This is a genomic window from Anaerotaenia torta (assembly GCF_050433395.1).
Lineage (GTDB): Bacteria > Bacillota > Clostridia > Lachnospirales > Lachnospiraceae > Mobilitalea > Mobilitalea torta.
This window is the reverse complement of the sequence record NZ_JBNPXH010000003.1, coordinates 116492-130747: the sequence shown is the minus strand read 5'-3', so window position 1 is coordinate 130747 and position 14256 is coordinate 116492. Positions and strand designations below refer to the sequence as shown.

Below are 14256 nucleotides of genomic sequence, written 5' to 3'. Positions count from 1 at the left end.
AAATGACGCATACCATAGAAGCATACAACTAAGGTATAATGTCTATCGACATTATACCTTACTATTCCCAAAAAAACAATAAAGAATCACAGACTTATCTGCAATCTGCACGGCAGATTCCCGCATCAAGGAGTACTCGCATGAAAAGCCCGCCCTGTACGGTACGGTTCTGGAATCCGATCATCCTGGCTGTCTTGGTATCATACCAGTCCGTCATCGGAACCCGGGAAGGAGAGTTATCATAAGCAGCATAGAGCGGAGCTACCATTTTCTCAAAATCCTCCTTTGTGTCCATCAGGGTCGCACACCATACCAGCCAATCGGATTTGGTATAGTCCGCCCGGTTATCCAGAGGCATTCCGAACTGGTTGGACCGCTTAAGATAGGAGGAAAGCTCCTGGTCAAAGTCCGCCATATCAAACATTCGCGTTCCCCATACCTTATCCCAAACCAGATTATACTTCATACTAAAGCTGTCTTCCCGGTCGAAGGCCAGCCGATAGGTGCCATCCTCCCTGGCAGCCATTGTGATCCAGCGCTTTGCCATCGCCTTGGCTGTTTCATGATATACCCTTGCCTCCTCCTCATCGCCTTTCATGTGACAGAGGATGGAAAAGCCTGTGATTCCCATGATCGCCTTTATGGAAAGGTTACAGTTATGGGCCAGGTGACCGGCAAAATCGTCGGTGCAGAGCTGGTTCTCCGGATCCATACCGGTTTCCCTGAGATATTCAGACCATTTCCTAAGCAGCTCCCAATTTTCCGCCGCATAGCTGATGTCCTTCTGCGCCAGGCACAGGGCAGTTGTCATAATCAGCATATTCCCGCACTCTTCCACAGGCATCTGGTATTCCATCTTATTATCCCCGTATACCTGTCCGTTAACCAGCGGGTACTGGCCTGCATCATGAGGCGCAAAGGCAAAAGGCCACTTGGGTGAGGAAGCATATTGGAAGATCGGCCGAAGCATTCCCTTAACAAACTCTGCATTATAAAGGAGATACAGCGGAACGGAGGGATAGCTCACATCAACGGTGGCCGCGCATCCGTTACTGAAGCACTCCTTGGAGATAAAAAGCATATTTCCTTCCGTACCCCTGCAGATTTTATGAGCCGCTACAGACTGACGGTATGCCAGGGCGAGCAGCTTCGCATACTCCTCACCGCCGCAGGCACAGGCCCGGGCATCAAGATCCCTGGAGAATTCCCTGCAACGGGCGGACAGCTGAGGATACTCCCGGAAGGCCAGGGTAATTGCCGTCAGAATGTCCGGGGTCTTCCCGTCCTTCCAATAAGCATCCAGAGCCTGCCCAAAATACTCCATGGATTTAACATCGTCATATGCAATTGCAATCAGAGCCCGGGCCTTTGCAGCTTCTTCAAATTCCATCACAAGCTGCAGCCTTCCGCTCACGGTGCTGATCTCCTCTAAAGACGGCTGCCGGTCAATAACCGCCCGGACGGCAGGGTCCTTCTGTGCGGCCAAATAGAGATAGCCCCAATCAATACGAAGATCATCCCCTGATTTGTTCAGGAGCTTCTGCGGCACGCTTCCGACTCTTCCCCAGGTAAATTCTCCTTCCTCCCCATAGGAAAATTCCGTATCCCACTGGCCTTTTTCATCCAGGCAAATCTCATCATCGGCGAGAATCCGGATCTTATAACGGTGTTTCTCTTCCTCCTTAGAATGAAGCTCCATTGACAGATAAGTGACCGGACGGGCGCAGACGGACGGTTCCTCCAGCAGCAGCGGTGTCATAAAACAAACCTTCAGAGTTACCTCCTTTGCTGTGAACACATATTCCGTAGAAACAGCCTCTACCTTGACACTCTCCTGCTTCATGGATATCGCCTCGGAAAGTCCCATAAAGCAGTACGGGATATCATCAATTTCCAGGATACCCGTAAGCCGGTGCTGCTTTCCTGTCCAATGCCTGGTTACATCGGCATTCAGCTGATTGCTCATTGACCATATACTAAAATACGGATCAACTGTGATTAATGGAACTGCTGGATAACGTAAGCTCATCTTATTCTTCTCCTTGTTTTCTCATATTAAAATAATTGCGCTGCTTCTTCCTAGTCCATGGACATATTTATATTATAATGTTATAATCTATAAAATCCATGCATAAAATCAATTCAAAAGTGAGGATTATGAGCATGAAGGAAGAGATCATAAGCTTTTTGAATGAAACCCGCCGGGAGGAACTCCCCTTCTTCATAGAAATGGCAGGTATCTCCTATTGTGATGAAAGCTATCGCATTTCCAGAAAGAACAGCCCTATCTATGTATTTGAATATGTGCTGGAAGGGGAAGGCACCGTAATTACGGACGGAAGAAAGTTTACGGCCAGAAAGGGCGATGCCTATATCCTCCACCGCGGATCGGAGCATCTCTATTACTCGGACAAGTCAAACCCTTGGACAAAGATATGGTTTAATGCAAGCGGTCCCCTCATCGACAGCCTGATCCATCTCTATCGCCTTACTCATATCAACCACATGGAGAATGTACCTGTATCCGCCCTGTTTCATGATCTGCTCCATGCCGCCAGACAAGCGGGAAATTACAATCCCGCCTTTTCCGATGAGGCCTCCCGGCTCTTTTTCCAATTAATACTGACCCTTTATCCCCATGTGCACAGGGAGCCCTTTGCCTATTCCGGGGATGCCAGGGTTCTGAAGGAATATTTGGATAAAAACATTTGTACCCGGGTGGAATTAAAGGATTTGTGCGACCAGATCTATCACTCCCCTTCCCAGACGATTCGCATATTTAAGAAGGCTTTCGGTGTCACCCCATATCAATATCTGATCAGCCAGAGGATGGAGCTGGCCAAGCTGCTGCTCCTTAATTCCAACAAAAGCATCCGGGAGATATCCGCAGATCTGAATTTTTATGACGAACACTATTTCTCCAACCTTTTCAAGGATAAAATCGGAATCTCCCCGCTGAAATACCGGAAGCAGAACCAATAGAACGGTTTATTCCATAAAAAGACGGCCCTCCTTCGGCAGATATCCGGTATTCCGGCTGCCAAAGAAGGGCCGCATTGATTCCTAATTATTAACCAAAGAGTGAAAAGGTAAGGAAAATCGTGGCTGTCAATGAGGCCACCAGCGATACTACCGTAATCTGTGTATTGATAGAAGGACCGGCCGTATCCTTGAAAGGATCACCTACCGTGTCACCAACAACACCGGCCTTATGAGCGTCTGAATTCTTACCGCCGTTATTCCCTGCTTCAATGTACTTCTTGGTATTATCCCACAGACCGCCGGCATTGGACATAAACAATGCAAAGAGCAGGCCGCTGATAATATTTCCTGTAATAAATCCGCCAATCGCCTGCACACCGCCGATAAACCCTACCAGCAGAGTAGAAATAATGGTCATCAGTCCTGCCGGAATCAGCTCCTTAATTGCTCCAGTGGTGGCAATTTCAATACATTTGTCGTATTCCGGAACAACGCCTTCCTTGCCTTCCTTCAGGCCGATAATCTCTTTGAACTGACGATGGATCTCGGCAACCATACGCTGTGCGTTGCGGTCAACACCCAGCATGAGCATCGCTGAGAATACTGCAGGGATTGCTGCTCCGAACAATAAACCAAAGAATACAACGGGGTCAATAATATCAAAGCCTTGAAGATACTGGATACCCTCTTTCACAATCCCCAGATCTACCGCCGCCGTATTAACCTCACTCATAAACGCTCCCAATAAGGAGATAACGGTAAGACCGGCAGCGCCGATTGCAAAGCCCTTGGTAACCGCCTTCACCGTATTGCCGGCACTGTCCAGGGAATCAGTGATCTCAAGAGCCTTTTCTCCCAGATTACCCATTTCCACCAGACCGCGGGCATTATCAACAATAGGACCATAGGCATCATTGGAGATAATCATGCCGACGATGGACAACATACCAACTGCCGCCATGGAAATACCGAACATCGGATAGCCCTCTCCAAGAGGTTCACAGATCTTATATGCCGCCAGGGCGGATACACCGATACCTACCATGGAAGGCAGGGCGCTCATTAAACCATAGGAAACACCGGACAGGATTGTGAAGGCCGGGCCGGACTCACAGGCCTTCGCCACTTCATGAACCGGTTTCTTCTTATCATCGGTAAAGTAATCGCTGGCCAGACCAATGACCACGCCTACCACCAGGCCGATGGCACTGGCTCCCCAGATGCGCCACTCAAAATCAAACGCCCAGGTGGCAAGAGCCGTCAGCAGGCCAAAAATCACTGTAGTAACATATGTATTAGAATTCAATGCCCTGGTCGGGTCCCCATCCTCTTTCATTTTGGCCGTCAGAACACCGATCATGGAGGCAAACAAACCAATCGCCGCATAACAGAACACCATTGCTGCATTGCCTGTGCCGCCGGCTGTTTTATCAAGAGCAACTGCCATAACCAGCGCTGCTGCCATGGAGGCCACATTGGAGTCGAAGAGGTCGGCACCCATACCGGCCACGTCACCTACATTATCGCCTACATTGTCCGCGATTACCGCGGGATTTCTCGGATCATCCTCAGGAATACCCAATTCCACCTTACCGCAGAGATCGGCACTGATATCAGCCGTCTTCGTGAAGATGCCGCCGCCTGCCTTTGCAAACAGAGCCATGGAGCTGGCGCCGAAGCTGAAGCCTAAGAGCGCCGTAGTATCACCGGTCAGAAGAAGCACCAGGGTAACTCCCAGCAAGCTGGAACCAACCACTGCCATACCCATAACGGCACCGCCGCGGAAGCCAGACATAAAGGAGGGCTTAATTCCCTTGGTTGCCATCTCGGCTGCCTTCACATTGGCTATGGTTGCAATGCTGATGCCGATTACGCCTGCAATTCCGGAGAATACCGTACCGAAGATATAGGAAACCGCCATAAGCAGGTTACCGATAATATCTCCTTTCCAGATGGGATGCGGCAGGAAAACAAAGAGAATCACTGCTGCAGCGCCGCAAAACTTTGCCAGAGTCCTGTACTCCTTATTCAGGAATGTGTAAGCTCCATTGCGGATCAGTTTACTGACCTCTGCAATACGCTTATTGGAGGAAGGCTGCTTTTCTACCCATTTATAAAGCCACCATGCGGAGCCAAATGAGAGAATTGCAATAACAATTGAAACAATTTGGAAAAACGTAAGACCTAACTTCAAAATGTTCATCTCCCTTTCTTTATTGCCGGAGCGTCCGAGCAGGCCCGCTCCCGGCTGGCCAGCGAAAAAGATTCGCTTTGCTTCAAATACTATCACGTTTATACATCCTGTGCAATAGAAAAGTATCCAATTGCATATTTACGTCATAATGTATAATCCTTAATTATTTTTTACATAAAATACCCATTTATTTGTTGATATTGCACATTGGCCCTCCGCATTTTTTATTTATACTGACAGCGCCCTTTTAATTACTTTCGTTAATATTACTTTATAAGAAGATATCATGCAAATGAATGGATAAAATCAACCATAATCTTTCGAAATTGCATTGACATGCATAGCAGAAATGAGCTACAATAAAACCAATTTCGTAAACTCGTCATTTTCCGTAAATCAGATGGCGGCAAATAAATTGTATGCGGTTATCGCGTCTGTTTTTGCCATGATGTACACCGGAGGGATGACTAATTATGCTAAGGAGGATTTTTTTATGGAGTTCTTATTGTCAGGTATTATGGCAATTACTTGGCAGCAGTGTGTAATGTATCTGGTTGGCGCTATTTTGATCTATCTGGCCATCGAGAAGGGTTTTGAGCCTTCACTGCTTCTGCCAATGGGATTTGGTGCAATTTTAGTAAACCTTCCCCTTTCCGGAGTTCTGAACCAGACCATGGACGTGGTCGGCGAGGTTCCCGGTATTATCGAGTGGCTGTTTCACACTGGAATCGAAGCATCAGAGGCTCTGCCCATCTTGCTGTTTATCGGTATCGGTGCTATGATCGACTTTGGTCCGCTGCTTTCCAACCCTAAGATGTTCCTGTTTGGTGCGGCAGCCCAGTTCGGTATCTTCTTTACCATATCTCTGGCGGTCCTGCTTGGATTTAGTCTGCCGGACGCAGCTTCCATCGGTATCATCGGTGCGGCTGACGGCCCTACCTCGATTCTGGTATCCCAGATTCTTCAGTCCCAGTACATGGGGGCTATCGCGGTAGCTGCCTATTCCTATATGGCACTGGTTCCCATTGTCCAGCCTCTTGCCATTAAGCTGGTAACCACTAAAAAGGAACGTATGATCCGCATGGATTACAATCCCAAGTCAGTCACCAAGCTGACCCGAATTGTCTTCCCCATTATTGTAACTGTAATTGCCGGCCTGATTGCACCCCAGTCAGTGGCTTTGGTAGGCTTCCTGATGTTCGGTAACTTAATCCGGGAATGCGGTGTCCTGGGAACCATGTCCGAAACTGCCCAGGATAATTTGGCCAATCTGATCACCCTGCTTCTCGGTATTACTATTTCCTTCAGTATGAAAGCAGATGCTTTTGTTAATAGGAACACTTTATTAATCATGTGCCTCGGATTGGTTGCCTTTGTAATGGATACCATCGGCGGTGTATTATTTGCCAAGTTCTTGAACCTGTTCCTTCGCAAGAACAAGATTAATCCTATGGTAGGTGCCGCAGGTATCTCTGCCTTCCCCATGTCCGCACGCGTCGTTCAGAAGATGGGTCTCAAAGAAGATCCTTCAAATCACCTCTTGATGCATGCCATCAGCGCTAATGTATCCGGTCAGATCGGCTCCGTTGTGGCTGGCGGTGTTGTTATTAAGATTGTTCTTGAGATCCTGAAGAATATGGCTAAATAGAAAGGAGATTACCATGCAGGAAAACTTAATGTATTCATTAGAAATCATGGGAAAAGGAATGCTTTCCATATTTGCTGTAATCCTCTTATTGACCCTGATCGTATATTTAATGGGCAGGTTCGCTTCCCGTTCTAAGAAATCAGGGAAATAACGGAATAAGAATTAGCTGATTTCAGCTGACAAAAAGAGGCTGCTGTCCAGGACGTTATTACAACGTTATAACGTCCTGGACAGCAGCCCTTTATCATCCTATAATACCATGTCCGCAAGCGTCCATGGTACGGCACTCCGTGCCAGGATGCTTACTGCGCTTCGCTCCGGCGCGGTATCATGTCTGCCGGCATGATACCATGTTTCTATCTACCCCAACGCTACATCCAACAGCATCATCACGGCAAATCCCAGCATAGCTCCTATGGTTCCCACATTGGAATGATGCTTCTCCTGCTGCGCTTCCGGGATCAGCTCCTCTACCACAACATAGATCATTGCTCCGGCAGCAAAGGACAATGCATAGGGAAGAATCGGCTTCATGACAACCACCGCTACCGCTCCCAGTACGCCTGCCATGGGCTCCACAATCCCCGAAGCCTGCCCGTAAACAAAGCTTTTCCAACGGCTTAATCCCTCTCTTCGCAGGGGCACGGATACCGCGGCTCCCTCCGGAAAGTTCTGCAACCCGATACCCAGGGCAAGGGCCACCGCTCCTGCCAGGGATGCAGCAGGAAAATTAGAAGCAACCGCTCCGAAAGCTACACCCACAGCCAACCCTTCCGGAATATTATGCAATGTAATTGCCAGAACAAGAAGAACACTTCTCTTCCAGCTGGTCTTTACCCCTTCCGGCTCCTCATTTTCACCGATATGCAGATGAGGCATCAGCACGTCCACCAACCACAGGAATCCCCCTCCTGCCAGAAAACCTGCCACAGCCGGCACCCATGCAATCATCCCCGCTTCTTCCGCCATGTCGATGGCGGGAGCTAACAGTGACCAGAAGCTGGCAGCGATCATAACTCCGGCGGCAAATCCCAGCATACCGTTCAATACCTTTTTATTAATGCTCTTAAATACAAATACTGTTGCTGCTCCTAATGCCGTTACAAACCAGGTGAACAGAGTCGCCAGCAATGCCTGCAGCACCGGATCTAAATTTGTAAACCAATCCATATCGTATCCTCCTTCAGTATGAAATGACCGGAAGCAATCTTCTTCATTTTATTCCGATATTATAATCAATGTGTCAAAGACATCTCTTTTATAATACTATAATTCAAATACACCGTTTTTGTCTAGTAGCGAAACATAATTTTATCCTGCTTTCCGTGACCGCTTCGCCTGCGGTCCCGCTAAAATAAGGAGTCCGCCGTTTCCTCACCGGATACGGCAGACTCCCCTTTATGTAATGGGTACCGACAACTTTCATCGGCATCATTTTTTAATTATTCACATATCTTACCGCCTTGTAAGGCGTTCTGTAATTATAACGGGTAATCCGGATACCTTCTCCGGAGCTTTTCGCACCAATAACCTTACCATTGCCAATATACAGCGCAACATGGTTAATGACGCCGTTTTTCCTATAGAAAATCAGATCTCCCGGCCTGATATCGCTCATGCTGATTCTTTTTCCGCTGGATGCCTGTGCTCTTGAGGTCCTCGGAACATAAATACCGAAGTCTTCAAACACCGACTGAATGAAACCGGAACAATCCGCTCCTCTGGTCAGGCTGGTTCCTCCCCATACATAGGGGTTCCCTTCAAACTTGAGGGCATAATTTACGATTTTCTGACGAAGAGAGGTGGTATTTCCTGCGCTGCTGCCGGAGTTGCTGTTCCCCGACGAGGTGCTGCCGGAGGATCCGCCGGACTGGCCCCCGCTGCTGCCATTCCCCTGTCCTGAAGCCGTCCGGGAGTTATATGCCTGCTGCTTGGCCAACTCGGCCTGCTCCTCCTCAATTGAGATCGCTTCATCATATATCTTGGATAATTCAACGTACTCTCTGGAGACATAACCTGCCACGGTCTCGTCAATTACAATTTTGACCCACTCCTCTGCTTCCTCGACAACCTTATATTCCCCTTCGATGGGAATCAGAGTAAGTGTTGCCGATTCGATACTGGCATTCTCCCTCACACGCAGGGTTGTGGTTGTTACGGCAGCAATTGTCTCTCCCGTCTTTTCAGAAAATTCTTCCGCCTCTTTCCCGGTTATCAGATAATCCCCTTTGATATAGCCTGTGACGCTGCCCGACTTAACCCGGTACCAGCCGTCCTCCTCATCAAGAATGGTTGCCGCACTGTCCTTGTACAGCTTGCCCAGTATCTTACTCTTTTCATTTGCTTCGCTTCTTATATTCACATAATTGTTTACATTGGCAAATGCAAGTTTTATATCCTGTTCTTCCGGGATATTCTGGCTCGCTGAAACTGCAGCCAACAGGGCCGGCATCGCCAGCTTGTAATCCTCGGATCCGGCATAATAATCCTGCAATATCAAATTAATCCCCGCAACCGGGGTCTCTGTTGCTTTTGCGGTTTCATTCTGTGCTGCAAAGGTCAGGGCTCCTACTAGTATGCATGTTGCCATCTTACGTACTGATACCATGGTTCCTCCTTATGTAGGTTCAATTGTTACATAATTGTTAAATATGTTACGCACTTATTATATAACATATTTCTGAGGAATTCATGTGGTATCTGCTGGAAACTCAGTTGGTTCTTTCCATATATCAAATTATTCTTTTAAATCTATTCATCAGATTTCATTCTATTTATGTAGAATTTCAATATTTCTTTCCTTTCCTTTTATACGCCGTATGGGAGTTCAGGGCAGACACCATAGACCGGAAAAGGCATGTCACACCGGAAAATTTGTCTATTATCTGCCCATCCGGCAGAGAACAAGCCATATTCCCATGTAACATGCCCTATTTATATCCCATTTTCTTCATGCAGCTATTTTAAGTATGCACGTATTTCAATGATACACCTATTATGCCTTGCCAACAGAACCGAATAATTCCATCTTAGCCTTAACCGTGGCCTTAATTGCATCTGTTCCGGGTGCCAACAGCTTACGGGGATCAAATCCCTTGCCCGTCAGATCCTTTCCTTCTTCAATATATTTACGTGTGGCTTCCTGGAAGGAGAGCTGACATTCGGTATTTACATTGATCTTAGCCACACCCAGAGAGATCGCCTTCTTAATCATATCCTCCGGAATTCCGGTTCCTCCGTGAAGAACCAGAGGCATATCCCCGGTTCTCTGCTGGATTGCATCCAGGGTGTCGAAGCTTAAGCCAGCCCAGTTAGCAGGATATTTTCCATGGATATTACCAATTCCTGCTGCCAGCATGGTTACGCCAAGATCAGCAATTGCCTTGCACTCATCGGGATCGGCACATTCTCCTGCTCCCACTACGCCGTCTTCCTCACCGCCGATGGAACCTACTTCGGCCTCAATGGAGATGCCCTTGCTGTCACAGAGTGCTACCAGCTCTTTTGTCTTTGCTATATTTTCGGCAATCGGATAATGGGAACCATCAAACATTACGGAAGAGAAGCCCGCATTGATACATGCCAGAGCGCCGTCATAGCTGCCATGATCCAGGTGAAGGGCTACCGGAACAGTAATCTTTAACTCCTCCAGCATTCCGTTTACCATGCCTACCACCGTCTTATAGCCGCACATATATTTGCCGGCGCCTTCCGATACACCGAGAATTACCGGTGACTGCAGCTCCTGGGCGGTTAACAGAACCGCCTTGGTCCATTCCAGATTGTTGATATTAAATTGACCTACCGCATATTTTCCCTGCTTTGCTTTTACAAGCATTTCTTTTGCTGATACTAATGCCATGTCATGTCCTCCGTTAAGTATATTTTTAATTGCCATTGCTTATTCTTTCGCTGCTCCATTATAACAATAATCCAGTTTAATGTAAAGTTTTTGTTACCTTCAACGATAGCACAGCCTGGCATCAGTCCAGTCTTTGGTTCCACACTATGCCGCAAAACAAAAGCCTCCTGTCTTCCGTTTTAATACGGCGGACAGGAGGTGAGGGCTTTGGCGGCATTCAGCAGGGATTGGGGAAGCTCCGCCGCTTGTATGCCGCAATCTCTGCAGATACAGCATCTGCTTTCAATAAAGCATAAGATATAATAGGGCATCGACGGTCATTCTTTCTCTTGCAGGAGAACACACAAACCTCTTATGCTTTATTGAAAATGGATATTCTGCAATGAAGCAAATACGATGTTTTTCCTCTTTATATAGATAATATTCCATATAGTAGAAATTGTCAAGTCAAAATTGTATATTTTATGGATTTTACAAATTTGAAGGAAAAATATATTATAATATTGGGACAGAGGAGGCTATATATGAAAAGCATGGGGCAGCAGTTACGAGAAATGAGAGAAGATATGGGGCTAATGCAGATCGTTGTTGCAAAAAGAATTGGCATCAGCAACAAGGTCCTGTCCAATTTTGAAAATGATGTTCGTCTCCCGGATTTGCAGACTTTTAAACTGCTTTGTGAGTTTTATAATGTGTCGGCGGATGCATTATTGGAGATCAGCGCAAAGCACCGCCCTCAAACTCCGGCTTATACTGAGGATGAACGCAGGATTTTATCCTATTACCATAAACTGAACGAAGTAAACAAGGATATCGCCAGGGGTTATCTGGCTAATCTCTGTAAGGATCAGCAAATAAATGAAACCTCCGGCACAACGGACCGCTGAAGCTTACTTCTGAACAAATAAACAAGATCAGAAGATATGGATGATCATTGTAAAAAGAATGCCGCGGGAGAATCGGGTTATATGACTCGGTTCTTCTGCGGCATTCTTTTTGCAACGCGCCTTAACTAATTAAATTTCACTTGTTAGACTTACATCTAATTATACATTTACATATATTTAATTTTATGATATCATTCACTTGATATATATATTAGACACACTTCTAATGCTATCACAAATTATTTCAGGGTGGGAATCATGATTCGACAGCCCATTCCCGCGAAGGAAAATAAGAAAGAGGTGCAGAATGGAACATGTAGAAAACCAAACAGAAGAACGCATTAGTTACAAGGATATTTTCCGGCAGAAGGAATATTGTAAGGTGATTATCTCCAATATTATCAGCCGCTTTGGAGATTCCATTGATGCCATTGCATTTACCTGGCTGGTATATGCAATTACAGGAAGTGCTTCCTGGTCAGCAGTTGTATTTGCGGCAAACCAGCTTCCCTCCGTACTGGTGCAGCCATTTGCAGGAGCTTTGGTAGAGGGGCTGAGTAAAAAGAAAATCATGGTACTTACAGACGCCATAAGAGGAATTGTAATTGCAGGGCTTGCAGTTCTTTATATGGCAGATCTGCTGAACCCATGGATATTAATGCTTTTCACTCTGTTCATCTCCACGGCGGAAGCCTTCCGTATACCGGCAAGCATGGCCGCTATTCCGAAGCTGCTGGAAAAAAAGTATTATGCTCACGGAACCTCACTCAATTCCACGATCAGCAATGTGGTACAACTGGCCGGCCTTGGAGCGGCGGGCTTCATCATCGGAAGCTTCGGCATTCACACCGCAATTCTCATTGATGCCGTTACCTTTTTGGGTTCCGCCTTTATCTTAAGCTTCCTGAGGCTGGAGGAAACGAACCTGCGCAAGGGAAAGCTCCCGGCAAGAGAATATTTCGAGACACTGAAGGGAGGCGTTATCTACTTGAAGAACAGCTCCGTTATCTGCAACTTCTGCATGATGGCGGTAATCATCAATGCCCTTATCATACCGATCAGTTCCCTGCAGACACCTCTAATTGTGGAGATTATGGGACAGGGAAGTACCTTATTAAGCATCTTCAGCATCGCTCTCACCCTGGGTATGGGACTTGGCTCCTTTACCTATCCCATCATAAGGAAGTATTTTCAGGTAAGAGGAATCATTGTTGGAAGCGGCGTTATGGTGGGCATCAGCTTGTATCTCTATACCTGGGGAACCGGAGTATCTGGCCAGAGTCGGCTCCATCTTCAATGCCGGAGCCACTGCCGCCGCGCCGCTGGCCTCTCTGGCCGTAGGCAGTCTTGCCGTTATTTTTTCAACCGCTCAAATTTTTATAGCCAGCGCCGTCGGATGTGTGCTATTATTTAGTTATATCGCAATCCGAAGGGTCAGGTTTGAATAACCGCTGCCGTGCGGCAGGAAGACAGGCTCGAGGCAAAGGGAAGTAAAAGGACGGTGGTAAGATGAAGTGTGTTGTAACGAAGGAAATAGAATATATACCAGAAGCATTCTCCCTGCTGATGCATCTGGCAGAGGAGCAGGACTATGCGCAGAAAAGGGATTTATTAATCAAAAAATATGCCATAAAGGATAGGCAGAGAAATCGTTTTGATCTGCTGATCCGAATTGAAAAGAAGGCTAAAAAGCTTTTTATCAAGGACGAAGCGCAAATAATTACTTATTTTGGCCATACGGAGGAGACAGATTATCTTGCAAAGTATGTTCTGCTTACCGATACTTACAGCACCCCCCTTCCCGTCCCCGAACTTCCTTCCGGGGATGCCATAAACCACTATTTACAGCATGAAATCAGGGATGTGCTGCTTTCCCTCCCTGAAAAGGAATATTGTGAAAAGTTTGGTGATCTGTTAAAAGAGTACAATAATCCCATCGTTTTTGACACGGAGGAAAAGCTTTCTTCCCCCATCGAGGTAATCCGTTATCTGATGAATTCGGATATTCCCAAAGAAGAAAAATGGCGCCTGCAGGACATATTTCTCAATAGGGAGGAGCATATAGGAGAAGTTGTCCGCCTTGTATCCAAGGCTGCAGCTCTACTGGAAAGTTACCGCCAGGAGCTGGAGCAGGAAGCAGAGGAGTTCTACTGCTATTGGAATGCGCCGGAGCAGAGGGAAGACTTTCAAAGGTTTATGAAAAGCTGCCTCCCTGTCAATCTTGATGAGAATCCCTTGGGGCTTCTCATCAAGCCACGCATTTTCCTTCCAAATACCATCTCTCTCCGCTTAAAGGAGGAAACCAACGGTGCCTACTGCCAGCCGGATATTTACTGGATCGGGATTCTTTTCGGGAACGATTTTACCCTGGAGATGACACGTCAGCTAAAAGACCGGGAATGCGACTTAAATGCACTGGAGATCCTCAAGCTTTTGAGTGATAAGAGTAAGTTCGAGATTCTTTCCTATATCAGGGACAAGCGGGCTTACGGAAGTGAGCTTGCCAAGCACCTTAATCTGACGGCAGCTACCATTTCCCATCATATGAATTCCCTGATAACCAAGGGGTTGGTAATCATGGAAAAAAAAGAGATGCGGATCTACTACCGGGGCAATAAACAAGCGATTGAGAATATATTGTCTTATTGTAGATCGGTACTGATCGGAGAAGAATGAAACGATC

10 protein-coding genes and 1 pseudogene are annotated in these 14256 nt (G+C 46.8%); 5 read left to right on the top strand and 6 right to left on the bottom strand.

Annotation, left to right across the window (positions count from 1 at the left end):
* Positions 1–94 precede the first annotated feature (94 nt).
* Positions 95–1843, bottom strand: coding sequence for a glutaminase domain-containing protein (locus HNQ56_RS06660; RefSeq protein WP_429144456.1), 1749 nt, complete (start codon positions 1841–1843; stop codon positions 95–97).
* A gap of 21 nt (positions 1844–1864) precedes the next feature.
* Positions 1865–2032 (bottom strand): annotated as a pseudogene (locus tag HNQ56_RS06655) (DUF4964 domain-containing protein); the annotation flags it as partial.
* A 125-nt stretch (positions 2033–2157) separates the two neighbouring features.
* Here HNQ56_RS06655 and HNQ56_RS06650 point away from each other — a divergent pair.
* Positions 2158–2982, top strand: coding sequence for an AraC family transcriptional regulator (locus HNQ56_RS06650; protein WP_429143969.1), 825 nt, complete (start codon positions 2158–2160; stop codon positions 2980–2982).
* Between the two features lie 88 nt (positions 2983–3070).
* On the opposite strand, the gene HNQ56_RS06645 is transcribed toward HNQ56_RS06650, so the two are convergent.
* Positions 3071–5272: a sodium-translocating pyrophosphatase gene (locus HNQ56_RS06645; RefSeq protein ID WP_429143968.1), complete on the bottom strand. Its 2202-nt coding sequence runs from the start codon at positions 5270–5272 to the stop codon at positions 3071–3073.
* Between the two features lie 397 nt (positions 5273–5669).
* On the opposite strand from HNQ56_RS06645, the gene HNQ56_RS06640 reads away from it, so the two are divergent.
* Positions 5670–6824: a sodium ion-translocating decarboxylase subunit beta gene (locus tag HNQ56_RS06640; protein ID WP_429144455.1), complete on the top strand. Its 1155-nt coding sequence runs from the start codon at positions 5670–5672 to the stop codon at positions 6822–6824.
* Between the two features lie 360 nt (positions 6825–7184).
* On the opposite strand, the gene HNQ56_RS06635 is transcribed toward HNQ56_RS06640, so the two are convergent.
* The 3 genes from HNQ56_RS06635 to fba all read right to left on the bottom strand — a co-directional run bounded on the left by HNQ56_RS06635 (position 7185) and on the right by fba (position 10686).
* Positions 7185–7994, bottom strand: a complete 810-nt coding sequence (locus HNQ56_RS06635; RefSeq protein ID WP_429143967.1) for a ZIP family metal transporter — start codon at positions 7992–7994, stop codon at positions 7185–7187.
* 268 nt (positions 7995–8262) lie between these two features.
* A complete protein-coding gene (locus HNQ56_RS06630; RefSeq protein WP_429143966.1) occupies positions 8263–9432 on the bottom strand; it encodes a C40 family peptidase in 1170 nt (389 codons plus the stop codon).
* Positions 9433–9819: 387 nt separating this feature from the next.
* Positions 9820–10686 (bottom strand): class II fructose-1,6-bisphosphate aldolase, encoded by an 867-nt coding sequence (gene fba / locus HNQ56_RS06625; RefSeq protein ID WP_429143965.1) that lies wholly within the window; start codon positions 10684–10686, stop codon positions 9820–9822.
* A 524-nt stretch (positions 10687–11210) separates the two neighbouring features.
* Between fba and HNQ56_RS06620 the strand changes: the two genes are divergently transcribed.
* From HNQ56_RS06620 to HNQ56_RS06610, 3 genes are all read left to right on the top strand, one after another.
* Positions 11211–11573: a helix-turn-helix domain-containing protein gene (locus HNQ56_RS06620; protein WP_429143964.1), complete on the top strand. Its 363-nt coding sequence runs from the start codon at positions 11211–11213 to the stop codon at positions 11571–11573.
* A gap of 307 nt (positions 11574–11880) precedes the next feature.
* Positions 11881–12987: an MFS transporter gene (locus HNQ56_RS06615; RefSeq protein WP_429143963.1), complete on the top strand. Its 1107-nt coding sequence runs from the start codon at positions 11881–11883 to the stop codon at positions 12985–12987.
* A gap of 95 nt (positions 12988–13082) precedes the next feature.
* Positions 13083–14249: an ArsR/SmtB family transcription factor gene (locus HNQ56_RS06610; RefSeq protein ID WP_429143962.1), complete on the top strand. Its 1167-nt coding sequence runs from the start codon at positions 13083–13085 to the stop codon at positions 14247–14249.
* Positions 14250–14256 lie beyond the last annotated feature (7 nt).